The sequence below is a fragment of the Maritimibacter sp. UBA3975 genome (genome assembly GCF_002384975.1).
GTDB lineage: Bacteria > Pseudomonadota > Alphaproteobacteria > Rhodobacterales > Rhodobacteraceae > Maritimibacter.
The window spans coordinates 284,103-299,012 of sequence record NZ_DGCP01000009.1 but is presented as its reverse complement, the minus strand read 5'-3'; the positions used below and the strand labels follow the sequence as shown (position 1 = coordinate 299,012).

Here is a 14,910-nt window from a genome sequence, read left to right as displayed (position 1 = left end):
GATGTCACCTCAGGTTTCGCGAGGGAGTGGGCCTCGCTCAAAACTAGCGGAGGGGGGTAAACAACAGGTTCATTGTCAGGGAAAGAGGGGCCATCCGCGATGGGCCGGGAATGGCCGATGCTCATGCTGCGGTGCGGCGAAAAAACGCCGATACCCCTTGTTTCGTGAGTGCAGGCTCGCGAAAAGCGGCGCTATTCCGCCGCTGTCTTGAGCACGAAACCCTTGTTGAGCATGTCGCGCGGGGCCACCGGATACTCGCCGGAAAAACACGCGTCGCAATAGGCCGGCGCGCTGTCGTCGCGCCCGGCGGCTTCACCCACGGCGCGGTAAAGCCCGTCGAGCGAGATGAAGCGCAGGCTGTCGACGCCCAGATGCTCGCACATCTCGTCCTCGGTCATATTCGCGGCAAGCAGCTTGTCGCGCTCCGGGGTATCCACCCCGTAAAAGCACGGCCAGGCGGTGGGCGGCGAGGCGATGCGGAAATGCACCTCGGCCGCACCGGCGTCGAGGATCATGTCCTTGATCTTGCGGCTCGTCGTCCCGCGCACCACCGAGTCGTCCACGAGGATGACCCGTTTGCCCTCGATCAGCGCCCGGTTCACGTTGAGCTTGAGCCGCACACCCATGTTGCGGATCTGCTCGGTCGGTTCAATGAAAGTCCGGCCCATGTACTGGTTGCGGATGATCCCCATCGCATAGGGAATCCCCGATTCCTGGCTGTAACCGATGGCCGCAGGTGTACCGGAATCCGGCACCGGGCAGACAAGGTCCGCATCCACGGGCTTCTCCCGCGCAAGCTCCACACCGATCTGGCGCCGGGTTTCATAGACCGAGCGACCGCCGATGATCGAATCGGGGCGCGAGAAATAGACGTGTTCGAAGATGCAGAACCGGGACTTTTGCGGGCGGAAGGGATGGCGGCTCTCGACGCCCTCCTTGGTGATGACCACCATTTCGCCCGGCTCGATCTCGCGCACGAACTTGGCGCCGATGATGTCCAGCGCGCAGGTCTCGGACGACAGCACCCAGCCATCGCCCAACTGGCCCAGAACGAGCGGGCGCACGCCCAGCGGGTCGCGCACGCCGATCAGCTTGGTGCGCGTCATGGCAACGATGGAGAACGCCCCCTCGACCCGGCGCAGCGCATCCTCGAGCCGTTCGGCGGCGTGCTTTTGCAGCGACCGCGCCATCAGGTGAATGATGCACTCAGAGTCGCTCGACGACTGAAAGATCGAGCCACGCTCGATCAGCTCGCGCCGAAGCTCATGCGCATTGGTGATGTTGCCGTTATGCGCAATCGCCGCGCCGCCCATCGAGAACTCGCCGAAGAACGGCTGCACGTCACGAATGACCGCGCCCTTGGACCCGGCTGTGGAATAGCGCACATGCCCGATCGCAAGCGGCCCGGGCAGCGTTTCCATCAGCGATTGCTTGGTGAAGTTGTCGCGCACATAGCCGAAGCGACGCGCGGAGTTGAACCCGTGTTCGGGGTCGTGACACACGATCCCCCCGGCCTCCTGGCCGCGATGTTGCAGGGCGTGAAGGCCGAGCGCCACGAAGTTGGCGGCATCGGCAAGGCCGATAACGCCGAAAACCCCGCATTCCTCTTTCAATTTATCATCATCGAAGGGGTGCGAAGGCGGCATGGCGGGCTGGCGAGCAGCAGACATGTGGAGCAAATCCGAATCCGGTGGCAGCGTGCCCCCTTACCTAGAGCAGCTTGGCGCCCCTGTCACGGGGCGGCGGACCGAATGTAACGATTATATGTTAGCGGCGCTTATTCGGTCGGGGTGGTCGAGTCGGCGGTGCAGGTCGACACCAGCTCTTCATACCGCGCCACGATCCAGCCCGGCGCGTCGTCCGGGATCTGTTCGTTCAGGTTGTCGGTCGAGCGGGCAAAGACCTTGGCGGTGCGCGAGTTGTCGACCGCGTCGATCGTGTCCGCCGTCACCACGTTGTCATAGACGATGAGCGCTACGGCCACGAGGAGGATACCCCGCAGCACCCCGAAGACGAAGCCGAGCGCCTGGTCCACGCCCCCCAGCGCCGAGCGCTGGATCACGCTGGAAAACAGCGGGGTGAACAGCGACACGACTACGAGGGCGAGCGCGAGAACACCGGCGAAAGAGGCGATGACGGAGAGTTCGCAGCTTTCGGCGATGAAGTCGCGCAGGACCGGGATTTCCTTGATGAGCGGTACGAAACGCGGCGCGAAGAGATAGGCGATGACCGCCGCCGCGACCCAACCCACAATCGCCATGCCCTCGCGCACGAAGCCGCGCGAATAGGCGAGGATCGCGGATACGAGGATGACCAGCGCGACAACGCCGTCGACAATCGTGAACCCGTCCATGTATCCGTCCCTCTGTATGCGGCGCTCAACCCGCGCCGAACATATCCCCAACAAATCCGGCCAGATCCGCGTATGATTTCAGGGCAAGCCCCGAGTCTTCCCCGGCCTTCGATCGCGCGGGCGCGATGGCGCTTGTGAAACCAAGTTTTTGCGCCTCTTTCAACCTGTTTTCGGTCTGGCCCACCGGGCGCAGGGCGCCGGAGAGCGAGATTTCACCGAAAACCACCGTATCGCGCGGGATCGCCACGTCCTCGCGCGCCGACAAAAGCGCACAAGCCACGGCAAGGTCGGCCGCAGGCTCGCCCACCCGCATCCCACCCGCCACGTTGAGATAGACGTCCAGCCCGGCGAAGGGAATCCCGCAACGCGCCTCCAGCACGGCGAGGATCATGGCAAGCCGCCCGCCGTCCCAGCCCAGCACGCTCCGGCGCGGCTGGCTCAGCGGCGAGGGGGCGACGAGGCACTGGAACTCCACCAGCACGGGCCGCGTCCCCTCGATCCCCGCGAAAACTGCCGCACCGGGCGCGGGCTCGTCGCGGTCCGACAGGAACAGGGCCGAAGGGTTGGCCACTTCGGCCAGCCCGCCGCCCGTCATCTCGAACACCCCGATCTCGTCGGCCGGGCCAAAGCGGTTCTTCACCGCGCGCAGAATGCGGAACTGGTGGCCGCGCTCGCCCTCGAAATACAGCACCGTGTCCACCATGTGCTCCACCACGCGCGGGCCCGCGATCTGGCCTTCCTTGGTGACGTGACCCACGAGGATCACGGCCATGCCGCGCCGCTTGGCGAAGGTGACAAGCTCGTGCGCGGCGGCCCGCACCTGGCTCACGCTGCCCGGCGCGCTGTCCACGTTGTCCGCCCACATGGTCTGGATCGAATCGATGATGGCGAGGCCGGGCCGCTCCTCCTCCAGCGTCGTCAGGATGTCGCGCAGGTTGGTCTCGGCAGCGAGCTTGACCGGCGCATCCGCCAGCCCCAGCCGCTGCGCCCGCATTCTGACCTGCGCGCTCGCTTCCTCGCCCGAGACGTAGAGCGTCTTGAGCCCGGCCCGCGCGAAATGCGCCGCCGCCTGCAATAGAAGCGTCGATTTCCCGATCCCCGGATCACCGCCCACGAGGACGGCAGAGGCGGGCACCAGCCCACCGCCCAGAACCCTGTCGAACTCTGCCACGCCCGATTCCGTGCGCGGGGGCGGTGCCTCGGTCGAGGACAGATCGCTCAACGCCACGCTGCGCCCGCGCGCCGCCCCGAGCGTCTTGGAGGCGGGGCCGGAGGACAGCGGCTTTTCCTCGACGATGCTGTTCCACTCGCCACAGGATTCGCAGCGCCCGGCCCATTTCGAGGTCGAGGCACCGCAGCTCTGGCAGACGAAATTCTTGGTGGTTTTGGCCATGCAGCCTTGTGCCTCGCAGGTCGCTCATGCGCAAGCGCCCCTGGCCCCTTCTTCGGTCCGGAAATACCTCGGGGAGCGCGAGGGGCAGCGCCCCTCGCACGGGTCGTGGCGGCGCCAGCCGCCGCGAAACTCAGTCGCGCGGTTTGTGCAGCAGCGTCACCAGCAGGGAGGCCAGCACGCAGAAGGTGAACAGATACAGGCCCCAGCCGACCTCCACCCGCGTCATCGCCACGCCCTTGATGATGACGACGTAAAGCGCCATCAGGAAAATATCCGCCATCGCCAGCCGCCCGAGAAACCCGAAGACCGGCTTGGCCCGCTCACCCATCCTTCCGAACTGGATCAGCGCCATCCCGGCGACCTTGATCGCGGGTGCGACGATGGCGAAGAGAAAGACGATGAGCGCGAGGAACAAGTCCTCCTGCATCAGCGCCCAGAGGCCCGACACCACACTCACCTCCTTCAACCCCAGAAGCGGCAGGTTCAGCCCCGCACGCAGGAGCGGCGCGACCCAGGCGATGGGAAACAGCAGGATGAGAGAAAGGTTGAGCCAGCGAAGCCACATCATGGGACCGGATTAGCCCCTCAGCGCTCCGGTTTCGAGGGAAAAGGGGGCCGGGCCGGGGTGCGGGCCTTTTGCGGCATGGGCACGACGATGGCGTCATCCGCGACCTCCGTGGCGACCTCGAACCCCAGTTCGGGCAAAAGCGCCATGAGATCCGCTTCCAACGCGGCCAACTGCGTCTCCACGACATGTTCCTCGGTCTCGATCTGCTGCATCCAGTGGCGCATGTCCTCGGTGGTCTTCTTGGCCAGCGCGATGGTCTCGAGGAATGTGTCGATCTCCTCCTGACGCTGGCGCAGAAAGCCCCGCGCACGCTCCACGGACGTGTCGGAATAGACCTTCGCGAGATCGCGCGAGGTGTGGCTCATCTGGGCGGCAAGCTCCAGAATGTCGGGCTCCAGCGCGCCGAGGTCGGGGTGGTCGCGCAGATGGGTGATCCGCTCACGCACCGAGTCGAACTCGCTCCCGATCCTGAACAGCCGCTTTCGGTCGGCCTCGTGGCTCACCCGGTAGGCGCGGGCGACATCGTCCATCGAGACGGCGAACTCCCGGTGGCTCTTTTCCAGCTGCATGATCCGGGTCGTCGCGGGCAGGTAAAGGGCGAGCAGGATGAAGGTCACCGTCGCGCCGACCTGAAGATACATGCCCGCCTGCGCGATCTGCTGGCCCCCGGCGCTGGCATAGATTTCGAGCCACGGCATGGCCCCGATCATCGCGCCGACGGACAGCACGCTCAGGACCAGCGCGGCGATCAGAACGACGCCCATCACGAGCACCTGCACCTGTCGCTGCGCCGCGGAAAACAACCCGGGAACCGAAGCCATGAACACACCCCCTGCGGTGCGCCCCAGCCCCCCAAGACCACGTCACGCCCGACAAAATCGAGCATAAACAGAATGTTGAGGGGTGATAAGAAGGATTATCGAAAACAGTGGGGCCAAGACTGCGCCACCGTTTCCAAATCGGGAACGCCTATCTGTCGGGCTTTTGCGGCACGACGGGGCGCCCGGCGGACAACTGCGATTTATGCGTCATCGGCACCACTGAATGCGTGGCGCGGCGCGGCGGTTCTTCCGCTGCGATGCCCAGTTCGGGCAGCAGCGCCTTGAGGTCGGCTTTCAGGGTCTCGACCTGACGGTCCACCACCTGTTCCTCGGTCTCGACCTGCTGTTTCCAGTGCTTGAGGTCCTCTGTCGTTTTCCTGGCAAGCGCGAGCGTCTCCTGAAACGTCTCGATCTCTTCCTGCCGCTGGCGCAGGAACTGGCGGGCCCGCTCGACCTTGGTGTCGGAATAGACTTCGGCGATATCGCGTGACGTGTGGCTCATCTGGGCGGCAAGCTCCAGCACCTCGGGCTCCAGCGCGCCCAGATCGGGATGCTCGCGCAGATGGATCAGCCGTTCGCGCACCGAGTCGAACTCCCCGCCCGCCCTGAACAGTCCGGCGCGGTCGGCCTCGTGGCTCACCCGGTAGGCGGCGGCGATATCGTCCATCGACACGGTGAAGTCCCGGTGGCTGCGTTCAAGCTGCATGATCCGGCGGTTCGCGGGGAGAAACAGCATAAGCAGAACGAAAAGCGCCGTTACGGCGATCTGCACATACATCCCGGCCTCGGGGATGACCGCACCACCTGCGCCCGCATACAATTCGAGCCAGGGCAGAAGGCCCAGAGCCCCGCCAATCGTCAGGGTGACGAGGGCAATTCCGGCGAGCCCGACAAGGCCCAGTACGATCGTCTGCCCCTGCCGCTGGGCGGCCGCTAGAAGTCCGTGTGATCCCGTCATGGTCGATCCCCTCGCGTCGGTGATTGCGGTGCGCGGGCGTTGCGCACCGCGTCACGTCCCAAACGCGACGGTCGGCGAAAAGTTGCCTGCCCGATGCGATTTTGCGGGACTGCGGGTCTCTAACGGGCGAGGAACCGGGCGAGGAGCGGGTCGTCCGCGGTCGCAAGATCCGCGACCCGGCCATGCCACCGCGCCCGGCTCGCGTCGAGCAGCAGAACCTCGTCCGCGATGGTGCGGATCGAGGCCATGTCATGCGTGATCGTGATGGCGGTGGCCCCGAGGTCCGTGACGAGTTCGCGGATCAGCGCGTCGATATCGGTGGAGGTCACCGGGTCCAGACCGGAGTTCGGCTCATCGAAGAACAGGTAGCGCGGCGTGCCGACGATGGCGCGGGCCAGTCCCACGCGTTTCTGCATCCCGCCCGAGAGGTCAGCGGGGAAAAGGTCGGCCACCCGGCTCTCCAGCCCGACGCGGTCCAGCGCCTCTTCCGCCCGCCGCCGTGCCTCAGCGCGGCCCAAGCGCTTGCGCCCGTTGCGCAGGCGAAAGGCCACGTTCTCCCAGACCGTCATGCTGTCGAAGAGCGCCGATCCCTGAAACAGCACGCCGGTCTGCTCCAGAAACCCCCGCCGCGCGCGCCGCGTCATGGGCGCCCCGTCGATCACCACGCGGCCCGCGTCCGGCGCCATGAGGCCCAGAACGATCCGCGTCAGCACCGATTTTCCCGTGCCGGAGCGACCGAGCACCGCAAGGCTCGACCCGTCCTCGAGCGTGAGCGAGATGTCGTCCAGCACCTGCTTTGTCCCGAAGCTTTTGGAGATATGTTCGAGCGCGATCATAGGCCGAAGAACAGTCCCGTCAGGGCCACGTTCGCAGCGAGGACAAGGATCGCGGCGGCCTGAACCGCGCTCTTGGTGGCCATTCCGACGCCCTGCGCCCCGCGCCCGGCATTCAGCCCCGCATGACAGGCGAGCGTCACCGCGATCCCGCCGAAGACCGCGCCCTTGGTGAGCGACAGGGTGATGTCGATCGGGTCGAGGAAATTCCAGCTCGTCGTGATGTAGGACGGCCCGTTGAAGCCCAGTCCCTGCGTGGCGACGACGAAGCCGCCGAACAGGCCCAGAATATCGCCAAGCGCCACCAGCACCGGCACCGTCACCAGCCCCGCCAGCACGCGTGGCGCGGTGAGGTATGTCATCGGATCGGTCGACAGTGTCACCAGCGCATCCACCTGCTCCGACACCTTCATCGTCGCGATCTCGGCGGCAATGGACGACGTGACGCGCGCGGCGATCATCAGGCCCACCATCACGGGGCCCAGTTCGCGCACGATCCCGATGGCCACGATCTGCGGCACCACGGCCTCCGCCGAGATGCGCGAGCCGCCGGCGTAGATCTGAAGCGCCAGCGCCGCGCCCGTGAATACGGCCGTCAGTCCGACGACCGGCAGCGACAGCCAGCCCACCTGAAGAAACGCACCCGCCAGCTCGCGCGGATAGCGCAGCGTGGCGGGGATACGGATCAGGGCATTGAGGAAGAAGAGCGTGACCGCGCCTGTCCGGCGCATCAGGCCGAGCGTGAAACGCCCGAGGAGCGTCAGGGGCACAAGCGCCCGCGTCACGTCCGTCCCCGCTCATAGGTCCGCGCGTAGCGGTGGCCAAGTTGCGTCAGGATCTCGTAGCCGATGGTGCCCGTGGTGTCCGCGATATCGTCCACACCCTGATGGGGGCCGAGCAGCGTGAGCACCGGGGGCACCTCGCCCAGATGGGTGATGTCCACCCCGATCAGGTCCATCGAGACCCGGCCAAGGATGGGGCAGGGCGTGTCACCGTGGAAAAAGACCCCCACGTTCGACAGATGCCGCGTGATCCCGTCGGCATAACCGCCCGAGACGGTGGCGACGCGGGTCGGGTGGTCGGCGATCCAGCTGTTGCCGTAGCCCACCGTCTCGCCCGCCACCAGCTCGCGCGCCTGAATGACGGGCAGGTCGAGGCTCACGACCGGCTGCGCGCTCTCAAACGGTCGCGCGCCGTAAAGCCCGATGCCGGGGCGCGTGAGGTCGAAGTGATACTCCGGCCCCAGAAGGATACCGCCCGTGGCAGCGAGCGACAGGGGCACGTCCAGCCCGGCGCTCATCTCCACGAAGGTCTGAAGCTGGCGCGGGTTCATCTCGTGCGCCGGTTCGTCGGAACAGGCGAGGTGAGACATGATGAGTCGCGGCCCTGCGGCCAGCGCGATGTCACGCACCGCGCCCCATTCGGCGGGCTCCATGCCCAGCCGGTTCATGCCGCTGTCCAGCTGGATGCCGAAGGGATGATCCGGCAGCGCCTCGAAATGCCGGGTGAGCTGCTCGACCGAGTTCAGCATGGGCACGAGGTTCAGCCCCTGAATGAGTTCGGCATCGCCCGGCATGTGACCCCCGAAGACCGAGATTTCGGGGCCGGGGCCAAGCGCCTCGCGCACGGCGGCCCCTTCCTCGGCGACCGCCACGAAAAACCGCCGCGCCCCGGCTGCCGCCAGCGTGCGCGCCACCCGGCCCGCGTCGAGCCCATAGCCGTCCGCCTTGACCACGGCCGCCGTCTGCACGTCCGAGGCCGATTTCCCGTCCAGCGCGCGCCAGTTCGCGGCGAGCGCATCGAGGTCGATGATGAGCTGTCCCGTTGCCATGCGGCGTGGTTTGTCCGCGCCTCGCGGCAAGGTCAAGAGCAAAGCGGCCCGCCTAGTCGGCGCGTTCCGTGACGATCCGGTTCTCCTGATGGAGCGTCTTGTGAACCGGGCATTTGTCCGCGATTTCGATAAGCCTGTCGCGCTGTTCCTCGGTCAGATCGCCCGCAAGCCGGATCATGCGCCGGAACTCGTCCACCTTGCCCGACGGCGTGTCCGGGTCGGCGTCCTCCGCATGGACCTTGGAATGGGTCACGTCGACGCGCACGTCCGTCAGCGGCCACTTCTTGCGCCGGGCATACATGCGGATGGTCATCGAGGTGCAGGCCCCGAGCCCCGCGGCGAGGAACCCATAGGGCGACAGGCCCCGGTTCGTGCCGCCGAACGAGACCGGCTCATCGGCATAAAGGTGATGCGGCCCCTGTGTCACATCCTGCAAATACCCCTCGGGATCGGCCTCCTGCACCCGAAGCACGCCCTCCGGCGCGCCCTCGCGCGTCTCGGCCTCGCCAAGATCGAGGTAACGTCCGGCCCAGGCCGCGATCACCGACGCCGCGTATTCCGCATCTTCGCCCCGCGAAAGCAGGTGATCGGCATCATCCAGCGTCACGAAGCTCTTGGGGTGAATGGCGGCGCGGAAAATGGCTTCCGCATTGTCGATGCCCACCACCGTGTCGCGCGGGGCGTGCATGATCAGCAGCGCGGCCTTCAGGTTGTGAATGGCTGCGGTGAGTGTCTCGGCCCGGATATCCTCCACGAAGGCCCGCCCGATGGTGAATGTGCGCCCGCCAAGGTCCACCTCCGCCGCGCCCTCCCGCGTGATCTCGTCCAGATGGTCGGCGAAGTTGTGCGTCACATGATCCGGCGCGAAGGGCGCGCCCAGCGTGACCACTGCCTTGATCCCCCCGATCTCGCCCGCCGCGCGCAGCACGGCCGCACCCCCGAGCGAATGACCGATGAGCAGGGTCGGCGCCAGATCGCGCGCCCGCAGCGTCTCGGCAGCCCGCACGAGGTCTTCGACGTTCGAGGTGAAGGTGGTGTTTGCGAACTCCCCCTCGCTGTGGCCCAGCCCCGTGAAGTCGAACCGCAGGACCGCGATCCCCGCCGCGGTCAGCCGCTGCGCGATGCGCCGGGCGGGCAGAATATCCTTGGAACAGGTGAAGCAATGGGCAAACAGCGCCGTCGCGCGCACCCGCCCCGCAGGCAGGTCCAGCCGCGCGGCAAGGGTGGAGCCGTCATGCCCCTGAAATTCGAGCTTTTCCGTCGTCATTCTCGTCTCCCGTCCGGTTCTCAGCCAAGCTCTGCACGGATCACACGGACAATGCCACCCGGCGGGGTCACAATCGCGTTTCGCCGCCGCCGCGCTTGCCGTAATCAAGGCGCATGAAGAACCGGCTCTCTCCCATTCTGCGCAATCTTGGCCGCGTCTGCCTCCTGCTCGTCGTGGCGGGGTATCTGGGGCGCGTCCATCCGGCGGGCGACAGCGTGGCGGTGTTCCGCGTGTATTTCGCCGGTCTGCTGGTCCTGAGCGGTGTCGGCCTGATGATCGTGGGCCCGCGCGGAGCGGGGGCGGTGAACGCGGCCCTCGGCGCGGGCATCATCGCGACACTGGGGATCTTGCCGTGGGGGACGCAGCAAGACCCGCAAACAGGGCAGGGTGCGGTGATCCGCCACTACCAGAAAAACCTGCTCTTTCATAATGATAACCCGGTCGAGGTGCTCGAGGACATCCTCGCCCGTGACCCGGACATCGTGACCTTGCAGGAGGCGGTGGGACGCTCCGGCAATGTCCTCGCCCCGCTCATGCGCACCTATCCGGCCCATATCGCCTGCGACGCACCGGAAAGCTACGGCCTCGCCATCTTCGCCCGGTGGCCCGCGATCGACGGAACGGCCTTTTGCGGCGACCGATTGGCGGGCGTGCAGGTGGAGGCGCCCGAAGGCCCGCTCTGGGTCGTCGCGACCCACCTGCGCTGGGTCTGGCCTTATCCCAACGCCGAAAATGCCGATGCCATCGCCGCGCGCATCGCGCAGCTTGACGGGCCGATCGCTTTGGGCGGCGATTTCAACGTCGTTCCCTGGGCCCACAGCGTCACGCAGATCGCCGAAGCCGGCGGGCTCACCCGTGTCGGGCGCAGTGCCGTGACCTTCGCGGCGGGCGGCCTGCTGCGTGTCCAGATCGACCATGTGCTCGCCACCGGGGGGACCGGGCGCTCCGAACGCCTGCCACGGCTCGGCTCCGATCACTGGGGCGTCTGGGCGGAATATTCCCTGACGAGGCCATAAAAAAGGGGCGATCCGCGGCATCTGCCGGGATCGCCCAAGAATGAAGGGAGCCTTCTGTCGCGGACCTGTGGGAAAACCACGACTGGGGCTGCGCCCTCCTGACCATGTTCTCTCGAACAAGTCCGTTATCGCCCGGTAATTTGGTGCCCGATGGGTGGAAACGGGGCGGAAACGGATTGTTCACGCCCCGGTTTCGTCACAGGTGGGGGTAACCCTACCTTCTTTCGGGTGGTTAACGGCTTGGTTCATCCCGATTTCGTCACATTCGAGCGGCGCGGCGGCCCGATCAGACCGGGATGCTGACGAACCGTCCTTCGATCCAGCGCCGGATATGGGACGGACCCCGACCCGGAGATTCGCTGCGGCCGCGCAGGGCGGCGGTGAGGCGGCTTTCGCTGACGTGACGCTGGAACTGCTGCGCGTCGTCGGTCCTGAAAAATGTGCTGTTCAACATGGCTCTGCTCAATTGTTCAATTTTGTTCATGTGGTGTGGTGCGCTTATGCGGGTGCCCGGTGTCCGGGTTTGGGAAACAAAATGCCGAACTCGGTATGTTTTCGTGCCGGACCGGACACAATTGACCTTGGGTCAGCTGTCCGGATCGTCCCCCTGTCCCCTGATCTGGGTCAAGGAAATCACGGCCCGGACCGGCCACTCTGGCATCGCACAAAGACGAAACAGGCCCGATGCAGTCGAAAATTCGCCCCCCATACGGTGCTACCTTCGCGGCACTCGCGTTCGCTCTCGCCGCCTTGGCCGGATGCAGCCCGACCGCGCTGGACACGGCCACCATGCCGAACGAGGCCGCGTGGCGCGCCGAGCTTGCCGATTGTTGCGAGGCTGAGGGCGGCGTGCCCGACCCCGTCGTCCTGTTTCTCGAACAAAATTCCGCCGACCTCCCGCGTGTGCTGCGCGAAACCAAGGTGCGCACCGCCTATCTGGAAGAGCAGGAGGACGCGCAGGCCGCGCTCCTGTCGCGGCTGAAGCCTATGGACGTCATCGTCACCCGAAGTGCCGCGCGCCTCTCAGGGGCCAATTCCTATGCCTATTTCGGTCATGCCGCGCTCTATGTCGGGTCCGAGACGGAGTTGCGGGCCGCCGGGGTCTGGACCCACCCCGCCGTGCGCCCGCATCAGGCCGCGATCCGGGCCGGCGCCGTCGCCATCGAGGCCACCGATACCGGCGTCCACCTCTCCGCGCCCCGCGAATTGTTCGAGGCCGATACCGTCGCCGTCCTGCGCCCGGACGGCTGCGCCTGCGCCTGTACGGGCCTGCCCACCGCCTTTTCGATGATCGGGCGGGCCTTCGATTTTCACCTCAAGGTCGATGACGGCGACCCGGACCTGATCTGCACCGAGCTCGTGGCGCTCGCACTCCCCGGCGTGCCGCTGCCGCAGCGGGAGCTTTACGGTCACGACGTGATCCTGCCGGATGAGGTCGCGGCCCACGCGATTGCCGGGCGCCTGCCGCTCGATTTCGTCATCGCGATCGAGGGGTTTCCCGTGGGCTGGCGTTTAAGGTCAGAAAAGGACATTGCCGCGCGTATCCTCGGGGCCTACCGGAAGTAGGCGCGCCGGGGCCGCGCCTCGATCACTTAACTCTTGGTCTCGTCATCCGGGTTCGAGATGTCGGGGTCGTTGTACTCCCCCGGATCGAAGTCGTCGGGATCGTACCGGTCCGCGCCCTCCGCGATGCCGGTCACATGCGTCGTCCCGGTCTCCTGGTCGAAGACAAGCCCGTAATCGGCGCGGCCTTCGGACTTGTAACGCAGGTATTCGTGAATGCCCGCATAGATGAAGGCCACCGCGAACGGCCCGATGATGATTGCGGCGATCAATTGAGCATCCATGAGAAAGCTCCTTTGCAGTCGTGTCGATGTGCCGGGTACACGGACCAACGCGCACAGGGCGCTGCCGGGTCCATCCACTCTTCTGACGGGCGCGACGTGAGGGGCAGGGTGGAGGCCAGGGCGGTCCAATGTCAATCACACCGCAAACGCTCCGGGCGCGGCGCGACGGCGATTGACAGGCGCGCACGGCGTCAGGCTACTCTGAGCGCACGGGACGCTCAAAGAAATCCAAAAGGGCAGTATCAACATGCGCGCATTCGTCATCGGCCAGATGCAGATCCACAGCCGCGAGTGGATGGACGACTACTTCGCCCGCATTCCCACCGTCGTCTCCGACCACAAGGGCCGGTTCCTCGCGCGGGGCGGCGCTCCGGAACGGATGGAGGGCGACAGCGCGCTGCCCGACGCGGCGTTCGTCATCGAATTCCCGGACCGCGCCCACGCCCGCGCCTTCTGGAATTCGGACGAATTTCAGAAGCTGGCCGTACTGCGCCGGTCCGGCTCCGCGCTCAACGCGATCCTTGTCGACGCGCTGGACTGAACCGGCACCGCCACCCGGACACGAAAAAGGGCGCCCCGACCGGGACGCCCTCTGTTCTGTGAACCGACCGGATCAGACCGAGTAGTACAGCGCGTACTCGATCGGGTGCGGGGTGTGTTCGAAGGCATAGACCTCTTCCCACTTTAGCTCGAGGTAACCGTCGATCTGGTCCTTGGTGAACACGTCGCCGGCAAGCAGGAACTCGTGATCGGCGGCAAGGCTGTCGAGCGCCTCACGCAGCGACCCGCAGACCGTCGGGATGCCTTCCAGCTCCTCGGGCGGCAGATCGTAGAGGTTCTTGTCGGACGACGGGCCCGGATCGATCTTGTTCTTGATACCGTCGAGGCCGGCCATCAGGAGTGCCGCGAAGCACAGATAGGGGTTCGCCGCCGGATCGGGGAAGCGGGCTTCCACACGCTTGGCCTTCGGGCTTTCCGTCCACGGGATCCGCACGCAGCCAGAGCGGTTGCGGGCCGAGTAGGCGCGCAGAACCGGGGCTTCGAAGCCGGGGATCAGGCGCTTGTAGGAGTTGGTCGACGGGTTGGTGAAGGCATTGAGCGTCTTGGCGTGCTTCAGGATGCCGCCGATGAAGTAAAGCGCTTCCTGGCTCAGGTCGGCGTACTTGTCACCGGCGAAGAGCGGCTTGCCGTCCTTCCAGATCGACATGTTGACGTGCATGCCCGACCCGTTGTCGCCTTTGATGGGCTTGGGCATGAAGGTCGCCGTGCGGCCATAGGCCTGTGCAACGTTGTGGATGACGTACTTGTATTTCTGAAGCTCGTCGGCCTGCTTGGTCAGCGTCCCGAAGATCAGGCCCAGCTCGTGCTGCGAGGTCGCGACCTCGTGGTGGTGCTTGTCCACCTTCATGCCGAGCATCTTCATCGTGGTCAGCATTTCCGACCGGATGTCCTGGCTGTCGTCCGACGGGTTCACCGGGAAGTAGCCGCCTTTGTAGTCGGGACGGTGGCCCAGGTTGCCCATCTCGAAATCGGCATCGGTGTTCCAGGCGGCGCCGTCGGCGTCGATCTCGTAGGACACCTTGTTGGGCGACACGGCGTATTTCACGTCGTCGAACAGGAAGAACTCGGCCTCGGGGCCGAAGTAGGACACGTCGCCGATGCCGGAGGACTTGAGATAGGCCTCGGCCTTTTCGGCGGTGCCGCGCGGGTCGCGCTCATAGGGTTCGCCGGTGTCCGGCTCGACGATCGAGCAGTGCACGCAGAGCGTCTTCTCGGCATAGAACGGGTCGACATACACGCTGTCGGGATCGGGCATGAGTTTCATGTCCGATGCTTCGATGGATTTCCAGCCGGCGACGGAGGAGCCGTCGAACATGAAGCCCTCTTCGAGGAAATCCTCGTCGACTTCGTCCGCGATCACCGTGACGTGCTGCAATTTGCCGCGCGGGTCGGTGAAGCGGATATCGACGTAGGCGATATCCTCGTCCTTGATCAGTTTGAGAACGTCAGCATTGCTCATTGT

16 protein-coding genes are annotated in these 14,910 nt (G+C 65.8%); 3 read left to right on the top strand and 13 right to left on the bottom strand.

The genetic code is table 11. The annotated features are described in order from the left end of the window. Positions 1-191: 191 nt before the first annotated feature. The 10 genes from purF to B2585_RS06395 all read right to left on the bottom strand — a co-directional run bounded on the left by purF (position 192) and on the right by B2585_RS06395 (position 10,024). Complete coding sequence (purF, locus tag B2585_RS06440) at positions 192-1,646, bottom strand: amidophosphoribosyltransferase (RefSeq protein WP_292021189.1); 1,455 nt, start codon at positions 1,644-1,646, stop codon at positions 192-194. 131 nt (positions 1,647-1,777) lie between these two features. Continuing rightward, complete coding sequence (locus B2585_RS06435; protein ID WP_292021187.1) at positions 1,778-2,353, bottom strand: CvpA family protein; 576 nt, start codon at positions 2,351-2,353, stop codon at positions 1,778-1,780. A 25-nt stretch (positions 2,354-2,378) separates the two neighbouring features. Then, positions 2,379-3,746: a DNA repair protein RadA gene (radA, locus tag B2585_RS06430; protein ID WP_292021185.1), complete on the bottom strand. Its 1,368-nt coding sequence runs from the start codon at positions 3,744-3,746 to the stop codon at positions 2,379-2,381. A 130-nt stretch (positions 3,747-3,876) separates the two neighbouring features. Further along, positions 3,877-4,314, bottom strand: coding sequence for a paraquat-inducible protein A (locus tag B2585_RS06425; protein WP_292021183.1), 438 nt, complete (start codon positions 4,312-4,314; stop codon positions 3,877-3,879). Between the two features lie 17 nt (positions 4,315-4,331). Further along, entirely contained in the window at positions 4,332-5,135 is an 804-nt protein-coding gene (locus B2585_RS06420) for a DNA repair protein (protein ID WP_292021181.1), read from the bottom strand. A gap of 148 nt (positions 5,136-5,283) precedes the next feature. Beyond that, positions 5,284-6,093, bottom strand: coding sequence for a DNA repair protein (locus tag B2585_RS06415; RefSeq protein ID WP_292021180.1), 810 nt, complete (start codon positions 6,091-6,093; stop codon positions 5,284-5,286). Between the two features lie 119 nt (positions 6,094-6,212). Then, positions 6,213-6,929, bottom strand: coding sequence for an ABC transporter ATP-binding protein (locus B2585_RS06410; protein WP_292021178.1), 717 nt, complete (start codon positions 6,927-6,929; stop codon positions 6,213-6,215). After that, positions 6,926-7,657 (bottom strand): MlaE family ABC transporter permease, encoded by a 732-nt coding sequence (locus tag B2585_RS06405; protein WP_292022749.1) that lies wholly within the window; start codon positions 7,655-7,657, stop codon positions 6,926-6,928. The genes B2585_RS06410 and B2585_RS06405 overlap by 4 nt, the downstream gene beginning before the upstream one ends. Before the next feature lie 50 nt (positions 7,658-7,707). Further along, positions 7,708-8,757 (bottom strand): alanine racemase, encoded by a 1,050-nt coding sequence (gene alr / locus B2585_RS06400; protein WP_292021176.1) that lies wholly within the window; start codon positions 8,755-8,757, stop codon positions 7,708-7,710. A 52-nt stretch (positions 8,758-8,809) separates the two neighbouring features. Further along, positions 8,810-10,024, bottom strand: a complete 1,215-nt coding sequence (locus B2585_RS06395) for a bifunctional alpha/beta hydrolase/OsmC family protein (RefSeq protein ID WP_292021173.1) — start codon at positions 10,022-10,024, stop codon at positions 8,810-8,812. A 113-nt stretch (positions 10,025-10,137) separates the two neighbouring features. On the opposite strand from B2585_RS06395, the gene B2585_RS06390 reads away from it, so the two are divergent. Further along, positions 10,138-11,040, top strand: coding sequence for an endonuclease/exonuclease/phosphatase family protein (locus tag B2585_RS06390; protein ID WP_292021171.1), 903 nt, complete (start codon positions 10,138-10,140; stop codon positions 11,038-11,040). 286 nt (positions 11,041-11,326) lie between these two features. Here B2585_RS06390 and B2585_RS06385 read toward each other — a convergent pair whose 3' ends face one another. Then, positions 11,327-11,524: a hypothetical protein gene (locus B2585_RS06385; RefSeq protein WP_292021169.1), complete on the bottom strand. Its 198-nt coding sequence runs from the start codon at positions 11,522-11,524 to the stop codon at positions 11,327-11,329. Positions 11,525-11,724: 200 nt separating this feature from the next. Here B2585_RS06385 and B2585_RS06380 point away from each other — a divergent pair, with 200 nt between their 5' ends. Further along, positions 11,725-12,606: a YiiX/YebB-like N1pC/P60 family cysteine hydrolase gene (locus B2585_RS06380; protein ID WP_292021167.1), complete on the top strand. Its 882-nt coding sequence runs from the start codon at positions 11,725-11,727 to the stop codon at positions 12,604-12,606. Between the two features lie 26 nt (positions 12,607-12,632). On the opposite strand, the gene B2585_RS06375 is transcribed toward B2585_RS06380, so the two are convergent. Next, positions 12,633-12,887, bottom strand: coding sequence for a hypothetical protein (locus B2585_RS06375; RefSeq protein WP_292021165.1), 255 nt, complete (start codon positions 12,885-12,887; stop codon positions 12,633-12,635). Positions 12,888-13,134: 247 nt separating this feature from the next. On the opposite strand from B2585_RS06375, the gene B2585_RS06370 reads away from it, so the two are divergent. Continuing rightward, the gene (locus B2585_RS06370) at positions 13,135-13,428 is read left to right on the top strand and encodes a DUF1330 domain-containing protein (protein WP_292021163.1); all 294 of its coding nucleotides are present in this window, start codon (positions 13,135-13,137) and stop codon (positions 13,426-13,428) included. Between the two features lie 72 nt (positions 13,429-13,500). On the opposite strand, the gene glnA is transcribed toward B2585_RS06370, so the two are convergent. After that, entirely contained in the window at positions 13,501-14,907 is a 1,407-nt protein-coding gene (gene glnA, locus B2585_RS06365; protein WP_292021160.1) for a type I glutamate--ammonia ligase, read from the bottom strand. Between the last annotated feature and the right edge of the window lie 3 nt (positions 14,908-14,910).

What these genes read in the sequence shown, in the direction of transcription:
- purF (WP_292021189.1), bottom strand. Translation starts at nt 1,646, where the DNA reads ATGCCGCCTTCGCACCCCTTCGATGATGATAAATTGAAAGAGGAATGC.
- B2585_RS06435 (WP_292021187.1), bottom strand. Translation starts at nt 2,353, where the DNA reads ATGGACGGGTTCACGATTGTCGACGGCGTTGTCGCGCTGGTCATCCTC.
- radA (WP_292021185.1), bottom strand. Translation starts at nt 3,746, where the DNA reads ATGGCCAAAACCACCAAGAATTTCGTCTGCCAGAGCTGCGGTGCCTCG.
- B2585_RS06425 (WP_292021183.1), bottom strand. Translation starts at nt 4,314, where the DNA reads ATGATGTGGCTTCGCTGGCTCAACCTTTCTCTCATCCTGCTGTTTCCC.
- B2585_RS06420 (WP_292021181.1), bottom strand. Translation starts at nt 5,135, where the DNA reads ATGGCTTCGGTTCCCGGGTTGTTTTCCGCGGCGCAGCGACAGGTGCAG.
- B2585_RS06415 (WP_292021180.1), bottom strand. Translation starts at nt 6,093, where the DNA reads ATGACGGGATCACACGGACTTCTAGCGGCCGCCCAGCGGCAGGGGCAG.
- B2585_RS06410 (WP_292021178.1), bottom strand. Translation starts at nt 6,929, where the DNA reads ATGATCGCGCTCGAACATATCTCCAAAAGCTTCGGGACAAAGCAGGTG.
- B2585_RS06405 (WP_292022749.1), bottom strand. Translation starts at nt 7,657, where the DNA reads ATGCGCCGGACAGGCGCGGTCACGCTCTTCTTCCTCAATGCCCTGATC.
- alr (WP_292021176.1), bottom strand. Translation starts at nt 8,757, where the DNA reads ATGGCAACGGGACAGCTCATCATCGACCTCGATGCGCTCGCCGCGAAC.
- B2585_RS06395 (WP_292021173.1), bottom strand. Translation starts at nt 10,024, where the DNA reads ATGACGACGGAAAAGCTCGAATTTCAGGGGCATGACGGCTCCACCCTT.
- B2585_RS06390 (WP_292021171.1), top strand. Translation starts at nt 10,138, where the DNA reads ATGAAGAACCGGCTCTCTCCCATTCTGCGCAATCTTGGCCGCGTCTGC.
- B2585_RS06385 (WP_292021169.1), bottom strand. Translation starts at nt 11,524, where the DNA reads ATGAACAAAATTGAACAATTGAGCAGAGCCATGTTGAACAGCACATTT.
- B2585_RS06380 (WP_292021167.1), top strand. Translation starts at nt 11,725, where the DNA reads ATGCAGTCGAAAATTCGCCCCCCATACGGTGCTACCTTCGCGGCACTC.
- B2585_RS06375 (WP_292021165.1), bottom strand. Translation starts at nt 12,887, where the DNA reads ATGGATGCTCAATTGATCGCCGCAATCATCATCGGGCCGTTCGCGGTG.
- B2585_RS06370 (WP_292021163.1), top strand. Translation starts at nt 13,135, where the DNA reads ATGCGCGCATTCGTCATCGGCCAGATGCAGATCCACAGCCGCGAGTGG.
- glnA (WP_292021160.1), bottom strand. Translation starts at nt 14,907, where the DNA reads ATGAGCAATGCTGACGTTCTCAAACTGATCAAGGACGAGGATATCGCC.